A 23560-nucleotide genomic window follows, 5' to 3' on the forward strand; every position below is an offset into this window, starting at 1 on the left:
AAGTGGTTTCACGCATTACGCGCCTAATTTCTAATTTTTAACTATACAATAATGCTGAATAAAAGCATAAAATATTTAATAGATAACAAACTCATAGCCTTTATTTTGCTGGCCGTGTTAGTTGGATGGGGCATCATGAATTCTCCGTTTAACTGGGACACAGGTTTGTTGCCTAAAGATCCCGTAGCGGTAGACGCTATTCCCGATATTGGAGAAAATCAGCAGATCATTTTCACCGAATGGAAAGGTCGTTCTCCTCAGGATATTGAAGACCAGATCACCTATCCATTAACTACAAGTTTATTGGGAATTCCCGGAGTAAAAACGATTCGTAGTTCTTCGATGTTTGGATTTTCTAGCATCTACATCATTTTTGAAGAGGATGTTGAGTTCTACTGGAGCCGAAGCAGGATACTCGAAAAACTGAATTCCCTTCCAGAAAATCTTCTTCCCACTGGCGTGAATCCAAGCCTGGGACCAGATGCTACTGGATTAGGTCAGATATTCTGGTATACTCTGGAAGGTCGTGATAAGGATGGAAATGTGACTGGTGGTTGGGATCTTCAGGAACTACGAAGTATTCAGGACTATTATGTGAAATATGGGCTTTCTGGTGCTAGCGGAGTTTCAGAGGTAGCGAGTATCGGCGGGTATGTTCAGGAATATCAGGTAGATGTGAATCCTGAATTAATGCGACAATATGGGATTGGTCTGGATCAGGTAATAATGGCCGTTAAAGAAAGTAACCGCGAGATAGGGGCTCAAACCCTGGAGATCAATCAGGCGGAATACCTGGTACGAGGACTCGGATATGTGAAATCTATAGAGGATATAGAGAATGCCGTGGTCACTTCAGAGGATTACGCCTCTATAAAGATCAGTAATATTGCAAAAGTTTCCATGGGACCCGCTTCCAGAAGAGGTATTCTAGACAAGGAGGGAGCTGAGGTTGTTGGCGGAGTAGTGGTAGCCCGGTATGGAGCGAATCCTATGGAAGTCATCAATAATGTGAAAGCTGAAATTGCTGAAATTAGTTCAGGTCTCCCTTCAAAAACCTTAAAGGACGGGACAGAATCTCAACTTACTATAGTTCCGTTCTATGACAGGACAGAATTAATCCAGGAAACGCTGGGAACTTTGAATGAGGCACTCACCATGGAGATCCTTATCACGGTCTTAGTGATCATCATTATGGTTTTCAATCTAAGGGCGTCAATTCTCATTTCTGGCTTATTGCCGGTAGCTGTTCTCATGGTATTTATAGCTATGAAGATCTTTGGTGTAGCTGCCAATATTGTGGCACTTTCTGGAATTGCTATCGCTATTGGGACCATGGTCGATATGGGTATTATTCTTTCTGAAAATATCGTGAGACATCTGGATATGAAAGATGACCGTCCAATTAATCAGCTGGTATATGATGCCACGGCGGAAGTTTCCGGAGCGATCTTAACGGCGGTACTAACCACGATCATCAGTTTTATTCCGGTTTTCACGATGGTAGGAGCCGAAGGGAAACTCTTCAGGCCACTGGCTTTCACAAAAACTATGGCTCTGGCCGCTTCGATTCTTGTTGCCTTGTTTCTTATCCCTCCTTTTGCAGCCTTACTTTTCAAAAAGAGGAGAATTAGAAAGGAGATTAGTTATGTTTTTCCGATAGTTTTGATATTGACCGGAATCGCAGCGATCATCTTTGGATACTGGATTGGTCTTGCTCTTATCACTTTTGGAATCATTGATCTTCTATTGAAATTTGATAAGATCGAAGAATCTAAAAGTAAATTATATAAGATAGGAATCGCTGTAGTAGCGATAATTCTTCTATTATCCGTTTACTGGAGACCACTGGGACTTCAGAATAGCGTTTTTTTAAACCTGGTATTTGTTTCTGTGATTTGTTTTGGACTGCTGACCCTGTTCTATTATTTCAAAAAATTCTATGTCAGAATTCTTACCTGGACCCTGGATAATAAAGCAATTTTTCTGGCAATCCCAACTGCAATCATCATCCTGGGGTTCTTTATCATGAAAAATACCGGGAAGGAATTCATGCCCTCTTTAAATGAAGGTTCATTCCTGCTCATGCCAACTTCATTGCCACATTCAGGAGTAGAGGAGAATAAAAGGGTTCTGCAACAGCTGGATATGGCGGTAGCAAGCCTTCCAGAAATTGAAACGGTAGTTGGAAAGGCGGGAAGGACCGAATCTGCTTTAGACCCTGCTCCACTGTCTATGTATGAAAATATAATTCAGTATAAAACTGAATATATGGAGAATGAAAATGGAGAAAAGCAGAAGTATCGCGTAAATGAAGAGGGTTATTTTATTCTGAAAAGCGGGAAACTTGCCGCAAATCCAAACTTTGAAGTTGATGAGGACTCGTTATCCCGAGAACAGTCTGGAGATATCCTTGTTTCTAGTCCGCTTAAAGTCACCAATGAGCAATTAATTGCAGATGAGGACGGAGAATATTTCAGGAATTGGAGACCGGAAATTAAACGACCTGATGATATCTGGAATGAGATCGCCAGGGTAACGAAATTGCCTGGAGTAACTTCAGCACCAAAATTACAGCCTATAGAAACCCGGCTCATCATGCTGCAAACAGGAATGCGCGCACCAATGGGAATCAAGGTTCAGGGTCAGGATCTAAAACAGATTCAGCAATTCGGGATGCAGCTCGAAGATATTTTGAAAGAAGCTGAAGGCGTTAAAGATGAAGCCGTATTTGCAGACAGGATCGTTGGGAAACCATACCTGCTCATTGATATACAAAGGGAGAAACTGGCGCGTTACGGAATTTCCATAGACGATGTTCAGCAGATCCTGCAGGTTGCTGTTGGAGGAATGCAATTAAGTGAGACTGTGGAAGGCCGTGAGCGTTATGGAATTCGTGTACGTTATCCAAGAGAACTGCGAGGGAATCCTCAGGATATTAAGGATATCTATGTGCCGGTTGAAGGTGGTTCTCCAGTTCCGCTGGGCGATCTAGTGGAAATAAGATATGAGCAGGGCCCGCAGGTGATAAAAAGTGAAAACACCTTTTTAACGGGTTATGTGTTATTCGATAAACTGGATGGTTTTGCTGAAGTAAATGTGGTTGAAAATGCGCAGGAACTTATCCAGCAGAAAATTGATAACGGCGAGTTAACCATTCCTGCAGGAATAAAATACAGGTTCACAGGAAATTATGAGAATCAGATTAGAGCTGAAAAAACTTTGTCTCTGGTAATACCATTATCTCTGCTAATCATTTTCCTTATTCTCTATTTTCAGTTTAAATCGGTTTCTACATCCCTGATGGTTTTTGCCGGTATAGCAGTTGCTTTTGGTGGAGGATTCTTAATGATCTGGTTCTACGGTCAGGATTGGTTTATGGATTTCAGTCTTTTTGGCGAAAATATCAGGCAGTTATTCCAGATCAAAACGATCAATTTAAGTGTGGCAGTTTGGGTAGGATTTATCGCTTTATTCGGTATTGCAACAGACGATGGCGTGGTAATGGCGACCTATCTCACACAAACCTTTGATGCGAATTCTCCTGACAATAAAAAACAAATTAGACAATCTGTTATCGAAGCTGGTGAAAAACGAATTCGCCCATGTTTGATGACCACAGCAACAACTATTCTGGCGCTATTACCTATTCTCACATCAACAGGAAGAGGAAGTGACATCATGATTCCCATGGCTATACCCGCATTTGGAGGTATGTTGATCGCTTTGATCACCTTATTTGTAGTACCTGTATTGTTCAGTTGGAGGCAGGAAGTTAAAAGTGAAAAACTAAAATTGTAGAGAAATGAATTTAAAGTTAAATAATATTGATTTCCGGGTTGTCCTTTCGATTTACAGTATTCAAAATTGGATAATCCTAATTATGATTTTTCACTTTTCACTTTTCACTTTTCACTCAGCTCAGGCCCAGGAGCTGAAAATTTATCAAAATCGTGCGCTGGAACACAACCCTTCCATACAGGCTTTAAGATCCAGTGTAGGTATAGCTGAAGAGAAGATCAATGAAACAAACACGCTGCCCGATACAGAATTTGGACTGGGGTACTTTGTTAGTGAGCCTGAAACCAGAACCGGAGCACAAAAACTGAGATTATCTGTACGACAAATGATTCCGTGGTTTGGAACTATTCAATCACGACGTGATTATGCCGGGTCTATGGTTAATGTAGAGGAGATAAATCTGGAGATCGCCAGAAGAAAATTAAACCTGGAAGTTTCTCAGGTTTATTTCCAGTTATATGAACTTCAGGAAAAAAAGGAAGTGCTTCAACAAAATATTGATCTACTGGAAGTTTATAGAACCATGGCGTTGAACTCTGTTGAAGTTGGAAAAGCTTCAGCAGTTGAGGTTTTAAGACTTAAAATGCGACAAAATGAGCTTATTGAAAAGATGAAAAACCTTCAACTTCAAATTGAATCTTTAGAAACGCAATTCAGTAATCTCCTTAACTCCGAAGAAAAATTAGAAATAAAGGTTCAGGACACTCTTGTAATTCCTTTTGAAGAATCTATAGACAGGAATTTAGCATTGCATCCTGAATTGCAGCGTTACGATAGATTTTCAGAAAGTATATTAAGGTCAGAAGAGTTAAACCAATTGGAATCGTCCCCTAAATTTGGAGTAGGATTGGATTATGTGAGTGTTCAGAAAAGACAGGATATGATGATGCCCGATAATGGTAAAGATATTATCATGCCTATGGTTTCATTTTCGGTTCCTATTTTCAATAAGAAATTCAAGTCAGTAACCAGGCAAAATGATCTAAAGCTGGAACAAATTGACTCTGAACGTACAAGCACGTTGAATGATCTTGAAAGCAGACTGCAAACGACATTAAATGAAAGGACCTCTGCAAGGATCAGTTTTGAGACACAGCTTGAAAATCTATCTCAGGCAAGAGATGCGGAAGATTTATTGCTAAAACAATATGAGACTGGAACCATAGATTTTGATGATGTTCTGGACATTCAGGAAATACAATTAAAAATACAAATGAATCTAGTTGAGGCTGTGAGCACCTGGTTTACTAAGGATGCAATGGTGCAGTATCTCACCGTTAATAATTAAGAAGATGAAAAAATATCTTGTTTATATACTGATTTTGATGGCTGGCCTATTACTAGGTTATGTGTTCTTTAATAAGGATTCTGAAACTGAAACTCATGATGAAATACACGCAGAATCTTCTACAATGTGGACCTGTTCAATGCATCCGCAGATCATGCAACAGGAACCCGGAGATTGTCCAATCTGCGGAATGGATCTTATTCCTGCCGAAAATAGTAGTGAAGGATTGAACGCAGAAGAAATCAGCATGACTGAAAATGCGATGAAATTGGCAAATATAGAGACAAGCATTGTTGGGGAAGGTAGAGGCGGAAATAATATTATGACGCTTTCCGGAAAGATAGAAGTGAATGAAGATCAAAAGGCGGTAATGCCGGCTCATTTTAATGGCAGAATTGAAAAGCTTTATGTCAATACGATAGGGGATAGAGTTAGCCGTGGGCAAGTTGTTGCCAGCGTTTATTCTCCGGAACTTGTTGCTGCACAACAGGAATTGATCACCGCTGCTAAATTGAAAAATTCACAGCCACAATTGTACAAGGCAGTGCGAAAAAAGTTTAGAAACTGGATGATAAGCGATGCCATGCTGGATGAGATCGTTGAAACCGGGAATGTGAGAACTGCCTGGCCCGTTCATGCTAATGTTACAGGAACTGTCACCGAGATCATGGTCGAGGAAGGATCACATATTCAGGATGCGATGCCTATTTTAAAAGTATCGAACCTAAATTCTGTCTGGGCCGTTTTTGATGCTTACGAGTCTCAGATAGCAAATCTGGAAAAGGGGCAGGAAATGGAAATTTCGGTGAATGCACTTCCAAATGAGAATTTTTCCGGTAAAATATCATTTATAGACCCAATTTTAAACGATCAATCCAGAACTGTGGAGGTTAGAGTAGTGCTGAATAATTCTAAGGATAAATTAAAACCGGGAATGTTTGTACAGGCAGAGCTTCAGGGTAGAAAGCAAATCACGACCGAGCAAAGCCTGGAAATTCCAAGAAGCGCGGTTATGTGGACAGGTGAACGTTCACTGGTATATGTAAAAACTCAACCAGATCGACCAGTTTTTGAAATGCGGGAAGTGACACTGGGGAATTCTTCAGGTGAAACTTACCAGGTAATAGAAGGGCTTTCAGTCGGAGAAGAGGTAGTGACCAATGGAACCTTTACTGTAGATGCTGCAGCGCAGCTTCAGGGAAAAAGATCCATGATGAACAATGTTAATAGTCAGAAGAACGAGGCTGTGAAAATGGATATGAAGCTTCCGAAAAGTTTTCAGCAGGAATTTATAAATGTACTGGGCCATTATTTTGAACTTAAAGATGCGCTTGTAAACTCTAATCCTAATTCGGCTGCTAATGCTGCAAAATCAGCAATAAAAGCATTGCCCGATTCAAGTTTGCAAGTCATGGCTGCCGGTCATTTGGAGGAAGTAAAAGAAATGCTGGAAGCGATCTCCAAAAATGATGAACTGGAGAATCAGAGATCACATTTTATTATTCTTTCAGAAAATATGATCGCTCTGGCTACAAATATAGATAAGTTAGAAAGATCGGTTTATGTGCAGCATTGCCCTATGGCAAATTCTAATAAAGGAGCAGATTGGCTAAGCCAGTCTTCTGAAGTGAGAAATCCTTATTACGGCGATGCCATGCTTACCTGTGGCGAGGTAACCGCAGAATTGAAATAATCTTAATAAATAATAATCAAAAACCAATTAATTATGAAAGATCAATCAAATTCTAAAAACGAGATGAGCGGGAGCAGTTACGGAAAGTTCTTCGGGATGTTGGGCCTGTCTTTTGCAGCGATGTACATCACAATGTATTTTAATACTTACCAAATAGACCATGTCTATTTTAGTTTAACAAGGTTTTATATGACCTGTTTGGGAATTTCAGCGATGGCAGTTATTATGCTTTCTATGATGTTGAAAATGTATAAGAATAGAAAAAAGAATATCGCTATTTACGCAGGGAGTCTTTTGCTATTTCTGGGGGCATTAGGATTGGTTAGGGCACAGAGTCCGGTAATTGGAGATGTTCTCTATATGAAGGCTATGATCCCACATCATTCTATAGCGATCTTAACTAGTAAAAGAGCAGATATCGATGATCCCGAAGTGCGAAAGCTGGCCGATGAAATTATTAAAGCTCAGGTAAAAGAGATCGCAGAAATGAAGCAAATGATCAAGAGACTGGAAAATGAATAAAATCAGTTAATTAAATATTCAAATATTATAAATCAAAAATCATTAAAATGAAAAAGAGACTAAGAAGTTTAATAACAATGAGTTTAGTTGCCGGAAGTTTAGTTCTATATTCTTGTGGTGATAACAAAAAGGAACAGGATCAAACTGTTACTGAGGAAAAGCATGAAATGAATGAATCTTCGGAAGAAATGAAGTCTGAAGAAATGGCCCAGACTTCAACAGCTGAGTTTAATAATGAAAAGGTAAGTAAGGCATTTCAGCAATACATTTCTGTAAAGGATGCTTTAGTGCAAACCGATGCGGAGGCAACTTCGAATGCGGCGGCAGAATTGCAGATTACCTTACAGGAAGAAAATTCAGAGATCGCTGAGATTGCCGGAAGACTTTCTGCTGAAAAAAATGTGAATGTACAGAGAGAGATCTTTTCAGAATTAACAGCCGCGATGGATCCCGTACTAAAGGGAGCGATCTCTTCAGGAAAGATCTATAAGCAGTTTTGTCCTATGGCTTTTGAAGGTAAGGGAGACTACTGGTATGCAACTTCAGAAGAGATAAGGAATCCATATTTTGGCGATAAGATGCTTAAATGTGGTAGAGTAGATGAAACTATTCAATAAAATCAAATAGTCCCGGGGTTTTAAATAAATTCCGGGACTTTTTTTAATTACATTAGTGTAGTTGGAAGAATTTAAAATACATATCAAAAATGTGGTTTGCCAGAGATGCATCATGACGGTCACCGAAATTCTGAACCGGCTGGAAATTCCTTATATAAAGGTGGATCTGGGAGAAGCGATTCTTAAAAGACCACTAATTGATCCTGAAAAGAAGGTGGTTCAGAAGGAATTTGAAAAGGTAGGTTTTGAAATGATCATGGATCGGGATGAGAGATTGATCAATGATATCAAGTCACTTATCATTGAAGATGTTTATTCCAGTAAGATCTCAAACCAGAAATTATCTTCTTTGCTTACTTCTCAGCTCCATTTTGACTACAGTCATATCACGCATATATTTACGGAAAGTGAAGGCCAGAGTATTCAGAAATATTATAATGCAATTCGTATAGAGCGCGCAAAGGAATTACTGGATTATGATGAGCTTGGGATTGCAGAAATTGCCGATCACCTGGGGTATTCCACGCCTGCATATCTGTCTACTTCATTCAAAAAAGCAACTGGATATACTCCTTCAGAATATAGACAGCTGGATCAGAAAAATAGAAAAAGTCTGGATTCAGTTTAGCTTTCCTTTTTAAATTTTAGCATTTTTATAGATATCTGGTTTAAAAGAATTGCTTAGATTAATCTATCAACCAAATATCAATATGGAAATCTTTTTAATTATCGGGATCTTTCTATATATCTCGATCGCTATAGATATTTTACAAACAACTCTTTCTATGCAAGGAGGAGGCTGGCTAACCAGCAGGATTTCCCATTTGTTCTGGAAATTCTTTCTTTTGATATCGGGCCGGAATGGGAAATCAAAAATTTTAGGTCATGCGGGTTATATTTTATTGACTTCTATTGTTTTTGTCTGGGTATTCTTTCTCTGGGCGAGTTTTACCTTTATTCTGTATGCTTACCCAGGCGCTGTAGAAGCAAGTTCATCAAAAATTCCTGCAGATTTCTGGCAATTGGTTTATTATGCCGGTTTTAGTATTTCTACGCTGGGAATGGGAGATTATATTCCTACCTCCAATTTTGTGAAAATCCTTACTAGCTTCTATTCCTTTACAGGCCTTATACTTTTAACCATGTCTGTAACTTATTTTATCCCCGTACTTTCTGCGGTAATTGAACAGCGTAAGCTAGGTGTAAAGTTAAGTGCTTTGGGAAATAGTCCGCAGGAGATTGTTTTGAATGCATGGAATGGGAATAATTTTGAAAGATTAACTAACAAAATTGATGGCATTTCAGATTCGATTGTGAAATACAGTCAGCAGCATAGAGCATATCCCGTTATACATTATTTTCATAGTATAGATCCTGAGACTACGGTAATCCTCCAGCTGGCAAGATTGTTTGAAGCTTTGCATATTATAAGATATAAGGTGCCTGAAGATACCAGTCCACCTTTAGAGGATCTTAGACCTTTAATAATTGCGTTTCAGAATTACTTCAAAGTGGTTTCGCAGGTTACACATTTCAGTATTAAAGATGCTAACCCAAAAAAGGCAAATATCAATAGGCTTTATGAATTAAAATTGATCCCTGAAAAATCGGAGATTCTACTCCCGGATCACGAAACCAAACATAGAAGACTTTTTAGTACCCTTATATATTTTGATGGTTGGTCCTGGGGAGAGGTCGATCCAAAAAAATCTTAAAAGTCCATCTATGACGTTAAAAAGCTTTAAAACTGAAAGATCTTAGCAAATTTTTAAAAGTGTAAGGCCTGCTTCCTCCTTAAATTTGAATTAAAACCAATTAAATCAAATAGTTATGAGAAATGAGAAGCTAATAAGCGCACTTGGAAATTGCATAAACCATTGTAATTACTGTGCAGACGCCTGTCTCGATGAAGACAATGTGAAAATGATGAAAGATTGTATAAGAACCGACAGAGTTTGTGCTGAGGTTTGTTCAACTCTAAACCAGGTATTATCTACCGGTTATAAGGATGTACAGGGATTAATTGATTATTGTATTGCAACCTGTACTGCCTGTGCAGATGAGTGTGGGAAACACGAGCACCAGCACTGTCAGGACTGTGCGAAAGCCTGCAGGGAATGTGCTGAAGCCTGCAAAAATTATGCGGCATAGAAAATAATATCCGGGAATAGACAAATATCTGTTCCCGGATTTTTTTAAAGTTAAAAGTCTTTTCCTGAAATCTGAAAGCCTCTCTGCTAGCCTGTTCTTAAATTCGTAAATTATGGAATCATCCCAATACCCGATTCCGGAAATTTACTCTTACAAAAATGAAACATACCTATAAAATTACCGGAATGAGCTGCAATGGTTGCAGATCTCACGTAGAAAAATCTCTCAGCGATGTTGAGGGGGTTAACCAGGTATCTGTAGATCTGGAGAATTCCAAGGCAGATATTGATATGCAAAAGCATATTCCGCTGGAAAAGTTTCAGGAAGCTCTTTCTGATAGCAAATATAAGATCATGTTGCCAGAAGAAAAATCGGAAGGGCAACCCATGGTACATACTTATGCGATCACAGGTATGACCTGTAATGGTTGTAGATCTCATGTAGAAAATACGCTGAATAAAGTTGAAGGGGTCATCAATGCAACTGTAGATTTAGAAAAAGAAGAAGCTGAGATCAAAATGCAAAATCATATCAAAATTGATGTGTTTGAGCAGGCTTTGCAAGAGGATGGCGGCAACTATCATATTCATAAACCGGGAGAGGCTCAGAAGAAAGGAAATCAGTCTACCAAGAAGAAAAAGAAGAATGAAAAAGGCAATGGGGTGTGGTATTGCCCCATGCATTGTGAAGGTGATAAAACCTATGATAAACCGGGAGACTGTCCAGTCTGCGGAATGGATCTGGTTGAGGAAGTAAGTACAGCTCCACAGTCAACTAAATATACCTGCCCTATGCATCCTGAAGTTGAAAAGGATGAACCTGGAGATTGTCCTATTTGCGGAATGGACCTGGTTCCCAAGGAACCTGAAGCTTCGGCGGAAGAGAAAAGCTATAAGAAACTACTTAGAAAATTCTGGATTGCAGTAGGCTTTACATTGCCAGTTTTTATAATTGCAATGTCTGAAATGATCCCAAATAATCCGCTTTATGACTGGGCAGATATGCGTGTTTGGAACTGGATACAATTGGTGCTTTCCTTACCAGTTGTTTTTTATGCCACCTGGATGTTTTTTGAAAGAGCATGGAGATCTGTAAAGACCTGGAACCTTAATATGTTTACGCTTATTGGTATTGGTGCCGGTGTTGCCTGGATCTTTAGCGTATTTGGAATGTTATTTCCAGACTTCTTTCCTGCACAATTCAAGACTGAAATGGGAACTGTGCATGTTTACTTTGAAGCTGCCACGGTGATCCTTACCCTGGTATTAATGGGGCAGGTATTGGAGGCAAGAGCTCACAGCAGGACAAATTCAGCAATAAAAGAATTACTGAAGCTTGCTCCGAATACTGCGGTTAGAGTAGTAGATGGTAAAGAGGAAACTATCGCGGTAGATAAGATCCAGAAGGGAGATATTCTAAGGGTAAAACCGGGGGACAAGATTCCGGTAGACGGAGAAATAAAGAAAGGAAGATCCAGTATCGATGAATCCATGATCACCGGTGAACCTATTCCGGTAGATAAAAAAGAAGGAGATAAAGTAAGTTCGGGAACCATTAACGGTAACCAGAGTTTTACTATGAAGGCTGAAAAAGTTGGTGATGAAACTTTACTGGCCCAGATCATAAAAATGGTGAATGATGCAAGCAGGTCACAGGCGCCAATTCAAAAACTGGCCGATAGGATATCTGCCTATTTCGTACCTATCGTAGTTTTAGTATCTATAATCACCTTTATTGTATGGGCAATATTTGGTCCTGAACCATCCTATGTATATGCACTTGTAAATGCTATCGCTGTATTGATTATCGCCTGTCCCTGCGCTTTAGGACTTGCTACTCCAATGTCTATAATGGTTGGAGTGGGAAAAGGAGCCCAGAATGGAGTTTTGATCAAAAATGCACGAGCTTTGGAACAAATGAATTCTATAGATACTTTGATCATAGATAAGACCGGGACAATAACAGAGGGAAAACCATCTGTAGAGAAAGTCGTTTCAGTGTCTTCAGAATATTCTGAAAAAGAAGTCATTCGTTTGATTGCTTCTGTAAATGCACAAAGCGAGCATCCTCTGGCCACTGCGACAATAAAATATGCTGAGGCTGAAAATATTGAATATGGGGAGGCCTCAGATTTTAATTCGGTTACCGGGAAAGGAGTGGAAGCAAAATTTGAAGGTATGCATTTGGCGCTTGGAAATGAAAAACTGATGAAGGCGGAGAATGCTGAAATTTCCTCTAAAATCCTGGAAAAAGTAACTTCGGAACAGGAGCAGGGGAAAACGGTTTCCTATTTAGCAATAGATAAGAAAGTAGTTGGATTTGTAACCATTTCAGATAAGATCAAAGAGACCAGTAAAGAAGCCTTGAGAAAACTTCAGGAGGATGGAGTTAAGGTGATCATGCTTACCGGTGATAATGAAAAAACCGCTGCAGCTGTGGCTAACAAATTAAACCTGGCCGATTTTAAAGCCGGAATGATTCCGCAAAATAAAATGGATGAAGTTAAGCGACTGCAAAATGAAGGCCGAAAAGTAGCTATGGCCGGTGACGGTATAAACGATGCACCTGCACTTGCCCAGGCAGATATAGGTATTGCGATGGGAACTGGAACCGATGTCGCTATTGAAAGTGCTGAGGTAACTTTGGTAAAAGGAGATCTTAAAGGAGTTCTCAAAGCGATCAGGTTAAGTGAAAAGGTGATGAAAAATATAAAGCAGAATTTATTTTTTGCCCTTATCTATAACACCCTAGGTGTGCCTATAGCCGCGGGTGTACTTTATCCGGTATTCGGATTATTACTTTCGCCTATGATCGCTGCACTCGCCATGAGTTTTAGTTCGGTTTCTGTGATAGGAAACGCGCTTAGGTTGAGAAGTGCGAAACTTGATTAGAATTCATTTTTCCCTGAAAAGTGAAATCGGAATTGGAAGGAATTCTTAAAAATCAAAAAAGACCCGAGCGGGTCTTTTTGATTATTTTGAGAGTATCATATTAATCTTAATTCTGTTTCATTCTTTCAGGATTTTTGCGGCCTTTTCTTCTTTTTTCCTGAAGACTTTCCCATTTTGTGTACTGTTCTTCAGTAAGAATTTCTCTTAGATCTGCCTTCTGTTCTTCATTCATCTCCATACGATCCCTGCGCATTTCCTGCCTTTCTTTTTTCATTTTTTTCCTGCTCTTATCTTTTTGAGCGATTTGCGCTTGTTGGTATTCAATTCGCTCTGCGAACCAGGCTTTTAGTTCTTCTTCCTGCTTCTCATTAAGGTCTAATTGCATTGCTAAGTTTCTCGCTCCTCGGGCTGCCCTTTCATCATCAGACATTTCAGATCTACCGGCGCCTCTTTCCTGGGCAAAAACTGTAATACTCAATAAAAAGAACATTACTGTGATCAATTTTTTCATGACTATAAGTTTTAAGTTTATAGTAATTAGACTTTTAATTAGAGAAATAGTTTAAAAACAAAAACAGGACATACTGTCCCGTTTTGTAATTATTAGACGGAAGCCTTTTATTCTGTTCCGTCTTTATTCCTGGCCTTATCTTTGTTTTTATTTTTATTCTTGGCTTTTTGTTTGTATTTATCCTTTCCCTGCATCTTCATTTCTCTTACATGCATAGGCTCCCAATTCTTATATTGTTCCGCAGTTAGAATTTCTTTCATATTCTCTTTAAAATCTTCCTGTATCTTTTTTTTCTCTTCTTTTTTTTCAGAATTCGACTCACCCATATTTTCATTTTCGCTCATCATTTCTGCCATCAATTCTTTCTGACTTTCGAGTCTTTTCATTTGAGCTTCCTGAATTTGTTCTTTTTGTTCAAGACTTAGATTGAGCCTTGTTGCGATTTTATCTGCATACATTATGGCATGAGCTTCATCATCTATATCATGGCTCTTATCATGGCTTTCCGCATGATGTTCTCCTTTTTTGTCTTTTTTATCAACCTGCGCAAAGGCTCCCATCGATAAAAAAATAACAATTAATAATATACCTATCTTTTTCATTTCGCTTGCTTTAGAAGATTAATAACTTATTAAAATTAAGGCATGTAAGTCTAAATTCGATATGCTTTAACAAAAAAAAAGCTACCGTTTTCTCAACGATAGCTTAATTAAAATTTGATAATTAGAATGTCTACTTAATAGGATTAAGAATCAGGTCAATTCTTTTAAGAATATCCTGTAAATGGTAACGGGTTAAAGTATCCCCAGATCTGTTTAACGATCTCTTTATTTGTCTTTCCAGGGAATTTAATTCTCCACGAACTACAGGTCTAATATCACTTTGAGATACATTCACCTCACTTCTATTGATCCAATTTCTCCATCGCGCTGGAATTTCATCCTGCTCTTCATTCATTAGGTGCTCCATTCTTTCAATATACGCACGTTGTAGATTTCTTCTGTAGCGATCAATTCTTTTACCGGAATAAACTTCGCTCCAGATCCCTTTTCTTAACTCGGTCATCATATCAAGAAGGCCATAGGCCTCTTTACCGTTAACCTCCTCATTTTCCATTAATCTGGCCATTCTTCCAAAATCAAGAATATTATCCATGGTTCTCTGCTGCATACTTCTAATACGCTCTACATTACCATCAAATTCGATCTTATTAAAGATCTCCTGATTGATCATCCACTCCGGAGTTTCAAAAAGTTGCTCCTGTAAGAAATTCATTGCTCTTTTCTGAGTATCCTTATCTACATGAGTGTAAACCGCACCATCCTGGTCATAGGTCTTAGTATACTCATAAACACCACCAATGTTAGCAGCCACGTGGCCCATGTAACGGTTGTATTGAGAAAGCACCTGACCATACAGATCATCTAGATCTTCATAATCCTTACCATCTTCAGCAGTCCATTCGATCAAATTTGGAATGATTCGCTTAAGATTTTTTATTCCATATTCACTGGCGAGCATAGCATCATCTCCAAGATCTTCAGTTTGAGAACTAGGATCTATAACTCCACCACTTTGCTGAGCCCCGAACCTATACATTGGATCACCTGCGTGTTCCAGGATCCAATCGTCAAGAATTTCTTTTTCTTCTTTACCTTCTTTTTCAGGAATAGGACGGTAACCCCATTCTATAGCATACTTATCGTATGGTCCAATATTAGGCATTAAAGCCACATCTCCATCTTCCGGCTGTGCTACATAATTGAAACGTGCATAATCCATAATTGAAGGTGCTGTACCGAATTCCTGAGTAAACTCGGGACTTCTAAGATTCTCAACAGAATAAGCTACACTACTTCCCATATTATGTGGTAAACCTAATGTATGCCCAACTTCATGAGAAGAAACAAATCTTATTAATCTTCCCATCACTTCATCTTTGAAAGCCACATCTTGAGCATCAGGGTTTATCGCTGCTGTTTGCACAAAAAACCAGTTTCTAAGTAGGGTCATTACGTTATGATACCAGTTGATATCAGATTCCAGGATCTCACCAGATCTTGGATCACTTACGTGAGGTCCGTTTGCATTAGGGATAGGAGAAGCCAGATATCTTACTACAGAATATCTAACGTCTTCTGGACTCCAGTCTGGATCTTCTTCTACCGTTGGAGCATCTTTAGCAAGAATAGCATTTTTAAATCCTGCAGCTTCAAAAGCTACCTGCCAGTCTTCAATACCTTCTTTGATAAAAGGAACCCATTTTTCTGGAGTTGCACGGTCTATATAATAGATGATTGGTTCTTTTGGCTCCACCAATTCACCGTTCTTAAATTTTTCCATGTCCTCATCTTTCACTTCCAGCCTCCATCTGTCAAGGAATTCAACCGTTTCACTTTTTTGAGCAGCTAAACCATAATCAGTTTGTTCTGTAGTAAACCAGCCCACACGCTCATCAAAATATCTTCTTTCCATAGGAACTTCTGGAAGCAGGATCATAGAGTTGCTGAATTCTAATGAAATAGAACCAGTACTTGAATTGGATGGTGGTTCACCTGCATTATATGTTTTTACGTGTCTTATTTCGATATTTTCAGGATAACTTCTAATGGTATCTATATAAGACCTGCTTTCATCCAACCTGGAAACTTTGAATCTTTTTCTTGTTCCGTCAGGTAAACCTAAAGCCTGAACATCTTTTGTGTAAAGGTCGGTTACATCAATAACAGTAGTTTTGTTAATAGAATCTTTACCTACTGTTTTCACATCAAAAGATTGAATAATTGGTTCGAAATTAGAATTTCTTACCGCCTCGTGAACTGGTAAAGAATCTGCTGCAAATACTTCATAAGATACTACGCGTAGTAGTACTTTATCACCTTTCCTTTGCCAGCGATGAACCTGAGTATTTTGTTTTCCGCCACCAAAGCCAATACCATTGGCTGTTTTTGCAATTCGAGTTACCGTAAGCATCTCGCGATTAAAAAGACTGTCTGGTATTTCGTAGAAATAATTATCATCTACTCTATGTACCGTAAACAGACCTTCGTCTGATTTAGCATCTTTGGTAATGACTTTAGCGTAGGGCTTTAAGTCTCCGTCTTTCTTGTCTCCGTCTTTCTCACTTTGAGCAGTTCCAGATTTTTTAGCGTTCGGCTGAAATACCGCACAGCTGGAAACAGACAAAGAAAGTGCTACAAGCATAAGCCTGAGACCTTGTTTCTTGATCATAAAAAAAGTAATTATTTGATTAATAAGAGAATTAATTTGGTAGTAATTGTATGTAAAAATAAAAGAACTACCGGTTTGTCAAGGCTTTGACTGGGAAATATATAAAAGGTTTAAAATTCACTTAAATATTTCGGTCTGGTTTCTCCCGTTTCCTTTACCGTCAATTTTTACTATCTTATGTGATAATATAAAATTTTCAAGAAAATGGATGAAATTGTAAAAATGGTAGCTGAAAAAGCCGGGATAACTGAAGGACAGGCAAAAATTGCCGTACAGGTAGTTTCCGGGATCTTAAAAGACAGGATGCCAGATGCGATGGCAAGTCACGTAGATTCTTACCTTAAAGGAGAAGGTGATGCCGGCAACCTTAGCGACATGGCGGGAAAACTCGGCGGAATATTCGGGAAGAAATAGAACCTCGAAGTATTGCAAAGGAAAAAGCCTGAATTCCAATCAGGAATCCAGGCTTTTATAATGAAATTAATGATCTGGAATTTAAAACTAGGAAGCTTTGATTTTTAGAATTTCACCTTCCTTGAAAACGTCTATCATTTTATGTTTTCTAAGACCTTTTACCGCCTTATCCCATTTCTTATTACTAAGGCCAGATTGCTCTTTAACCGAATCCAGTTCCATAACTTCTCCGCCTTTCAGCAAATTGAAAACAGCTTTTTCTTCTTCGCTTAAGTCAACAGCTTTCTTTTCTGGTTTCATTTGAGGGAAGAACAATACTTCCTGAATAGATTGTTTATTGGTTAAAAACATGATCAATCTATCCATCCCTATTCCCAGGCCAGATGTTGGAGGCATTCCGTATTCCAGAGCACGAAGGAAGTCGTTATCTATAAACATGGCCTCATCATCTCCTTTTTCTGAAAGTTTTAATTGCTCCTCAAAACGTTCTCTTTGATCTAATGGATCATTAAGCTCTGAATAAGCATTGGCGATTTCCTTACCGCAAACCATTAGCTCGAATCTTTCGGTTAGTTCAGGGTTGTCACGGTGCTCTTTACAAAGCGGACTCATCTCTTTAGGATAATCTGTAATAAAGGTTGGCTGAATAAAGTTTCCTTCACATTTCTCACCAAAGATCTCATCGATCAGTTTTCCTTTACCCATGGTATCATCAACATCAATACCCATGTTTTTTGCAGCTTCGTAAAGTTCTTTTTCAGATTTTCCGGTAATATCAAAACCTGTATATTCTATAATAGCGTCTGTCATACTAAGACGCTTATACGGTGCTTTGAAGTTGATCTTATGTTCACCAAAAGTGGCATCTGTTGTTCCATTTACCGCCATTGCGCAATGTTCTAATAATTGCTCGGTGAAATCCATCATCCAGTTGTAATCCTTATAGGCAACATAGATCTCCATGGCTGTAAACTCAGGGTTATGAGTTCTGTCCATTCCTTCATTTCTGAAGTTTTTGGAGAATTCATAAACACCATCAAAACCACCAACGATAAGTCTCTTTAGATAAAGTTCATTGGCAATTCTTAAGTATAGAGGAATGTCCAGAGCATTATGATGGGTTACGAAAGGTCTTGCTGCAGCACCACCTGGAATAGACTGAAGAATTGGTGTTTCAACCTCAAAATATTCTCTCTCATTAAAGAAATTTCGCATGGCATTGAACAACTTTGTTCGTTTTACAAAAACTTCTTTAACCTTAGGATTCACGGCAAGATCTGCATAACGCTGGCGATATCTCTGTTCAGGATCATTAAAACCATCATGCGTGTTTCCTTCTTTATCAGTTTTAGGAAGAGGAAGCGGACGAATAGACTTACTCAATAAATGGAAGTCTTTCACCATTACGGTCATTTCTCCAACCTGAGTCTTGAATAATTCACCTTCGATACCAATAAAATCTCCTATATCAAGTAGCTTTTTATATACATCGTTATATTTTGCTTTGTCTTCACCAGTACAGATCTCATCACGATTAAAGTACACCTGAATTCTGCCTTTTGAATCCTGCAATTCAGCAAAAGAGGCCTTTCCCTGGATTCTTCGGGACATTAATCTACCTGCGATCACTACTTTCTTTCCTTCTTCGAAATTCGTTTTGATTTCTGAAGTTAAATGATCTACTGGGTAAAGGTCAGCTGGATATGGATTGATACCGGCTTTTCTTATGGCCGTTAATTTTTCTCTTCTTATCTGTTCCTGTTCTGATAACTGCTGCATATAATTTTTTTTATGCATTCAACAAAAATGCGGATGCAAATATAGTGACTATCAGCCTGCCACACAACGCAATTAAAAGCCGAAATAATAATTCTATCTTTGCATCAAAATTTGCTTTTTAATGAGTGTTTGGAGAGTTATTCTATCTGTACTTTTTCCCCCGTTAGCTGTTTATGATAAAGGTTGCGGTTCTATTTTAATAGTTCTTATACTTACCCTTTTGGGATGGATCCCGGGAGTCATAGCTGCGCTCATTATTCTTAATAACCCAAAGTCCTAGACGATGAATAAGAAAGTTGAAGTACAGAATTTAGGAGTGAAAGATTATAAAGACACCTGGGATTACCAGGAGGAGCTCTTTAAGAAAACTCTGGATCTTAAGATCAGGAATCGGCGGGAAGAATTAGATATTCCAACCGAAAATTACCTGCTTTTTGTAGAGCACCCCCATGTATATACTTTAGGGAAAAGTGGCGATATTGAAAACCTTCTTATTTCTGAAGCTGAACTAGAAGCAAAAAATGCCACTTATTATAAAATAAACAGGGGTGGAGATATAACTTATCATGGCCCTGGGCAACTTGTGGGATATCCCATTCTGGATCTTGATAATTTTTTTACAGATATACATAAATACCTTCGGTTTCTGGAGGAAGCAGTGATACTTACCCTAGCTGAATACGGCCTGAAAACTGAAAGAAGCCCGGGAGAGACCGGCGTATGGCTTGATGTTGGCACTCCGTTTGCCCGAAAGATCTGCGCACTGGGTGTTAGAGCCAGCAGGTGGGTGACCATGCATGGTTTTGCACTAAATGTAAATGCTGATCTTGGTTATTTTGATAATATCATTCCCTGCGGAATAAAAGGTAAAGCTGTTACTTCATTGAACGTGGAATTAGGTAAGAAAGAAGTGGAAATGGAAGAAGTTCAGCAAAAACTGATGAAGCATTTTGGGGATTTGTTTGAGGCAGAATTACTAGTTTCGGAATAAAGTTATATTAAACGGTTCCTTATTACTCAATTTGTACATTTTGCGCCAGAAGTATTTCTTCACTGATCTTTCTGGAGTGATAAACTGCTCTTTTTGCTTTTTCTAATTGAATGGTAGCCCTGGTTCGGGTTAATAAACTTTCACTTTGAAAAGTTGCTTTGGCTTCAATTGCCTTTTGAATAATACTATGAGACTCAGCTAGAATATTTTCTAAAGCATGAATATCTTCCTCACAAAATACTGCATCTCCTTCCATGCATTTTTCGTATTCAAAAAGTAGGTCATAGAGATCAAAAGAATGTGTTACAATAGAATCAATATGCTCTAATCCAACAATTTTCGAAGGTCGGTTTAGCTTCTTTTGAGAAAATAGATCTGAAGAAAAGCAAAAAAAGAGTAGAAGAAAGAATAACCTTAAATACATAACTACGCATTGATAGTTATTAGTTTACAAAGTTAGGTCACTCTTAAATGATTTTTGATAAGGGGCTGCCTGTAAAACTTAAGATTTAGAATTCATAAAGCAGGATCTCATCATCCTCACCTTTTACTAATAATTCTAATTTAGAATCAAGATCGGCATTGGCAATGTCAACCTGGGAAGTCCCATAAACAGGGAAGCCTTCCAGGAGTTCAGCCTTATCGTTAAATATATAAACCTTCTGGGTCTGAGTATCAGTAATGGCAATTAGAGTACGGTTTCTTACCGTGAAGAGTTGCGGGTCTGTATACAGGCCGAAATCCAGATCTATTGTTTTCGAATTTATAGAAAGTTCATTCTCGTTCAGGTAAACAAGATTATTCCTATTGGCTACTATCCTGTTATTCTCAGCCAGACCAAGATCTGTAGAAGATACGGTTCCGTTTTGAGAGATCTTAATAAGGTTTTGCTCGGGATTTGTAGAAACAAAACTGTTCTGATATCCAAACCATTCATTCTCAGAAAAATCTATTTTTTCACTTACTGGTACTCGTATTGTACCCTGTCTGCTCAAAATATGGAGTTTTCCTGTCTCTTCTGCGATAAGAATATAATCTTTGGTACCCAGCCTGATATGTTTTGGAGCTTTGCTTATTTCACTTCCTGCATTTTCAAAACTGAATCCTTTAATTGCGTTCCCTTTTGGCCCTACCATATAAACCTTTTTGTTTTGGGTTAAGACAAACCTGTATGTGCGATTATTATCATAATCGAAAACCGACAGGGGTTGGGTAAGTAGTTGGTTGAATTTTATAGGGTAACCTTTTAATTTTTTCCCGGTTCTATCCAGGACTTCCATATGATAACCTGTAGAAAATGCCATTTGCTGATTTCCATTTTTAAAAAGATCTACCTGATAAATGGGACTTGTGATCTGGCTATCCATACTTTTTTTCCAAAACACATTTCCTTTATTCGAAATTAAATACAGCTCATTATTCTCATCTTGAACGGCAATATCCATTTGATCTGTTCTATGGTTTTTAAAGAATACCGGTGCCTTTGAAATAGGCGAATCTATTTTTATGGATGAGCTTTGCTCTGCGCCATTGCTTTTCGCTGCTTTCTCTGAATTAGATAAGACCACATGTAAATGAGCATAATCAACTTCATTAATTACCTGTAATGCAGCGAGACTATTCTTGTTGAATTTGAATTCATGGGTACTCTCTCCATTGTCCAATTTTTTTGCAAAATCCGAAGAATTCACCACGAATAACATAGAGGTATCTGATGAAAGAGAGGTCATCAAATCTGTAAAATATTGTTTGTTATTTAACGTGTCACTGTTTTGAAAAGCAGTGATCATAGATTTAAGAACCTCGGGGTTAGATGAAAAGATCACAAAATTTTCCAGAACTGTATAGAACTTAGCAATTTCTAGTGTCATTAAACCTGGAAAGAATTTTTGAAAATTTATGTCTTCATTAAGTTCTATAATGGCAGATCCTCTAAAATCTTCAGAAACAATGCCTAATCCGGCCAGGGTTTCTTTTGCCGACTCCATTTCATTAATGTTTAATGCCAGAATATTTCCATTAGTTAAAACAATAGATGCTGATTCTCTCGCATGTTTCAGAATACCTGGATAATCAGAAGGAATAGAATCCTGCTTTAAACTTCGCCCATTTTTATAAAGCATGTCGAAGTCTGAATATCCTACTGAATAAAAGCTTATGAAATTACCTGGACAAATTTTTCCGATTTCAGACTGCTGTGGATCAATATTCTTAAATCTATTGAGAATATTATCATCGTTGCTATTCAGGCTTATTCCATTTAGCTTTATGTTAGATTCTGAGATATCGATGTCTAGCACACTCCATTCTGCAAAACTTTTAATTCCGGGAAACTTTAAAGGCTGAAAAATATCCGAAAGTTTTGTTTGAATTAAAGCATGATTCAGGAAAATGGAGGTTTTATTTCTGTCTGATGCGTTCCAGGCTTTATTAAAAGTTGGAGAATTTAGAAGTTTTTCCTGGTTTCCGGAGTTGAGAATGTTTTGTTTTGAATTGCTTATTATCACCGTATTCCCTGTTTCTAATAGGAAGAATTTATTCTCGTTGAGATTTACTCGTTTATATTTAAGATTACCTTCTTTAAATGTTTCTATCGACCTATTTCGTGCCGAATCAAGTGGTATTAGACTGGAATCTCTAATGGTAATTATAGTATAAATAGGAGTTTCAGTGGAAAGGTTGGAAAAACTTATGCCAGTCTCATTCTTTAAGTTCAATATAGAAAGGTGTTCTAATTGCCCTGTTATATTCTTTTTTAAAGCGAATTTGCTCTGGCTCAAAAATTTGTTACCTCGAACTTCCCTCAGAAATTGTTCAAGATCTGGTGATAGTAAAAATACCTCTGAATTTTCAGGAATATGATCTTGAATCTGGAAATCTAGTTCTGCTTTTTTAGAACAGGAGGATATAGTGACTATTAGTAGAACTAATATGAATCTTTTCATTGGTTAGAATTCAGGATTTGGGCAAAAATAGAAAAACTTAGAAATCAATCTTCAATTGATCTGGAAGGAGTTTAAAGCTTTTTCGATGATATTTGGTAATTCCGAACTTTTCGATTGCCGCTCGGTGCTCTTTTGTAGGATAGCCTTTATTTTTTTTCCAGTTATACATGGGAAATTCTTCATGGATTTCCTCCATATACGCATCCCTGTAGGTTTTAGCTAATACCGATGCAGCAGCAATACTTTGGTATTTACCATCTCCTTTAATTATACATTCATGCGGGATTCCTTTATACTCTTTAAATTTATTGCCATCTACGATAATACACTGGGGAGTAGTACGTAATTTATCCAAAGCTTTATGCATTCCTAAGATCGAAGCATTCAAAATATTTATTTTATCTATCTCTTCCATAAAGATATGTTCAATTCCATATGCGGTGGCGTTATGTTCAATAAATGCCTTTAACTCATTTCTATTCCTGAGACTTAAGATTTTAGAATCATTTAAAATTTTATTTTTAAAATGACGGGGGAGTATTACAGCGGCTGCAGTAACAGGTCCTGCGAGGCAACCTCTTCCGGCTTCATCTGTGCCGGCGATGATAATTTTGGGATTATAAAAGCTTAACATTTCTGGGGCAGTTTAAGATTTTAAAAGTACTTTTTTAACCCTAACAATAGTTAAATTTTAAGGAATCTGTTTATTCTGTTAAAGAATTAATGGGT

19 protein-coding genes are annotated in these 23560 nt (G+C 38.0%); 12 read left to right on the top strand and 7 right to left on the bottom strand.

Annotated elements, in window-relative coordinates:
* Positions 1-51: 51 nt before the first annotated feature.
* The 9 genes from G530_RS0114880 to G530_RS0114920 all read left to right on the top strand — a co-directional run bounded on the left by G530_RS0114880 (position 52) and on the right by G530_RS0114920 (position 12960).
* The gene (locus G530_RS0114880) at positions 52-3798 is read left to right on the top strand and encodes an efflux RND transporter permease subunit (RefSeq protein WP_026935284.1); all 3747 of its coding nucleotides are present in this window, start codon (positions 52-54) and stop codon (positions 3796-3798) included.
* A gap of 82 nt (positions 3799-3880) precedes the next feature.
* A complete protein-coding gene (locus G530_RS0114885) occupies positions 3881-5086 on the top strand; it encodes a TolC family protein (RefSeq protein ID WP_035716574.1) in 1206 nt (401 codons plus the stop codon).
* Between the two features lie 4 nt (positions 5087-5090).
* Entirely contained in the window at positions 5091-6779 is a 1689-nt protein-coding gene (locus G530_RS0114890) for an efflux RND transporter periplasmic adaptor subunit (RefSeq protein WP_026935286.1), read from the top strand.
* A 33-nt stretch (positions 6780-6812) separates the two neighbouring features.
* The gene (locus tag G530_RS0114895) at positions 6813-7301 is read left to right on the top strand and encodes a DUF305 domain-containing protein (protein ID WP_026935287.1); all 489 of its coding nucleotides are present in this window, start codon (positions 6813-6815) and stop codon (positions 7299-7301) included.
* Positions 7302-7348: 47 nt separating this feature from the next.
* Positions 7349-7918 carry a DUF3347 domain-containing protein gene (locus G530_RS0114900; RefSeq protein WP_084519478.1) on the top strand — a complete coding sequence of 190 codons (570 nt, stop codon included), beginning with the start codon at positions 7349-7351 and terminating at the stop codon, positions 7916-7918.
* A gap of 61 nt (positions 7919-7979) precedes the next feature.
* On the top strand, positions 7980-8546 hold the full coding sequence (locus G530_RS0114905; protein ID WP_026935289.1) for a helix-turn-helix domain-containing protein: 567 nt from the start codon (positions 7980-7982) through the stop codon (positions 8544-8546).
* An 82-nt stretch (positions 8547-8628) separates the two neighbouring features.
* Positions 8629-9633 (top strand): potassium channel family protein, encoded by a 1005-nt coding sequence (locus G530_RS0114910; RefSeq protein ID WP_026935290.1) that lies wholly within the window; start codon positions 8629-8631, stop codon positions 9631-9633.
* Positions 9634-9748: 115 nt separating this feature from the next.
* Entirely contained in the window at positions 9749-10069 is a 321-nt protein-coding gene (locus tag G530_RS0114915) for a four-helix bundle copper-binding protein (protein WP_026935291.1), read from the top strand.
* 158 nt (positions 10070-10227) lie between these two features.
* Complete coding sequence (locus G530_RS0114920) at positions 10228-12960, top strand: heavy metal translocating P-type ATPase (RefSeq protein WP_026935292.1); 2733 nt, start codon at positions 10228-10230, stop codon at positions 12958-12960.
* Between the two features lie 106 nt (positions 12961-13066).
* On the opposite strand, the gene G530_RS0114925 is transcribed toward G530_RS0114920, so the two are convergent.
* The 3 genes from G530_RS0114925 to G530_RS0114935 form a co-directional block, all read right to left on the bottom strand.
* Entirely contained in the window at positions 13067-13471 is a 405-nt protein-coding gene (locus G530_RS0114925; RefSeq protein WP_026935293.1) for a hypothetical protein, read from the bottom strand.
* Positions 13472-13578: 107 nt separating this feature from the next.
* Positions 13579-14073, bottom strand: coding sequence for a hypothetical protein (locus G530_RS0114930; protein ID WP_026935294.1), 495 nt, complete (start codon positions 14071-14073; stop codon positions 13579-13581).
* A gap of 130 nt (positions 14074-14203) precedes the next feature.
* Complete coding sequence (locus tag G530_RS0114935; RefSeq protein ID WP_026935295.1) at positions 14204-16702, bottom strand: zinc-dependent metalloprotease; 2499 nt, start codon at positions 16700-16702, stop codon at positions 14204-14206.
* 204 nt (positions 16703-16906) lie between these two features.
* Here G530_RS0114935 and G530_RS0114940 point away from each other — a divergent pair, with 204 nt between their 5' ends.
* Positions 16907-17116, top strand: a complete 210-nt coding sequence (locus tag G530_RS0114940; RefSeq protein WP_026935296.1) for a DUF2267 domain-containing protein — start codon at positions 16907-16909, stop codon at positions 17114-17116.
* A gap of 87 nt (positions 17117-17203) precedes the next feature.
* On the opposite strand, the gene lysS is transcribed toward G530_RS0114940, so the two are convergent.
* On the bottom strand, positions 17204-18895 hold the full coding sequence (lysS, locus tag G530_RS0114945) for a lysine--tRNA ligase (RefSeq protein ID WP_240472176.1): 1692 nt from the start codon (positions 18893-18895) through the stop codon (positions 17204-17206).
* A gap of 121 nt (positions 18896-19016) precedes the next feature.
* Here lysS and G530_RS17555 point away from each other — a divergent pair, with 121 nt between their 5' ends.
* Positions 19017-19175, top strand: a complete 159-nt coding sequence (locus G530_RS17555; protein ID WP_084519480.1) for a YqaE/Pmp3 family membrane protein — start codon at positions 19017-19019, stop codon at positions 19173-19175.
* A 3-nt stretch (positions 19176-19178) separates the two neighbouring features.
* The gene (gene lipB / locus G530_RS0114955) at positions 19179-19886 is read left to right on the top strand and encodes a lipoyl(octanoyl) transferase LipB (protein ID WP_026935298.1); all 708 of its coding nucleotides are present in this window, start codon (positions 19179-19181) and stop codon (positions 19884-19886) included.
* Positions 19887-19908: 22 nt separating this feature from the next.
* On the opposite strand, the gene G530_RS0114960 is transcribed toward lipB, so the two are convergent.
* From G530_RS0114960 to G530_RS0114970, 3 genes are all read right to left on the bottom strand, one after another.
* Positions 19909-20310, bottom strand: a complete 402-nt coding sequence (locus G530_RS0114960) for a hypothetical protein (RefSeq protein WP_026935299.1) — start codon at positions 20308-20310, stop codon at positions 19909-19911.
* An 85-nt stretch (positions 20311-20395) separates the two neighbouring features.
* Entirely contained in the window at positions 20396-22831 is a 2436-nt protein-coding gene (locus G530_RS0114965) for a DUF3352 domain-containing protein (protein ID WP_026935300.1), read from the bottom strand.
* 37 nt (positions 22832-22868) lie between these two features.
* The gene (locus tag G530_RS0114970) at positions 22869-23465 is read right to left on the bottom strand and encodes a ribonuclease HII (RefSeq protein ID WP_026935301.1); all 597 of its coding nucleotides are present in this window, start codon (positions 23463-23465) and stop codon (positions 22869-22871) included.
* Between the last annotated feature and the right edge of the window lie 95 nt (positions 23466-23560).

The sequence above is a fragment of the Christiangramia echinicola DSM 19838 genome (assembly GCF_000423065.1).
In the GTDB taxonomy this organism is placed as follows: Bacteria; Bacteroidota; Bacteroidia; order Flavobacteriales; family Flavobacteriaceae; genus Christiangramia; species Christiangramia echinicola.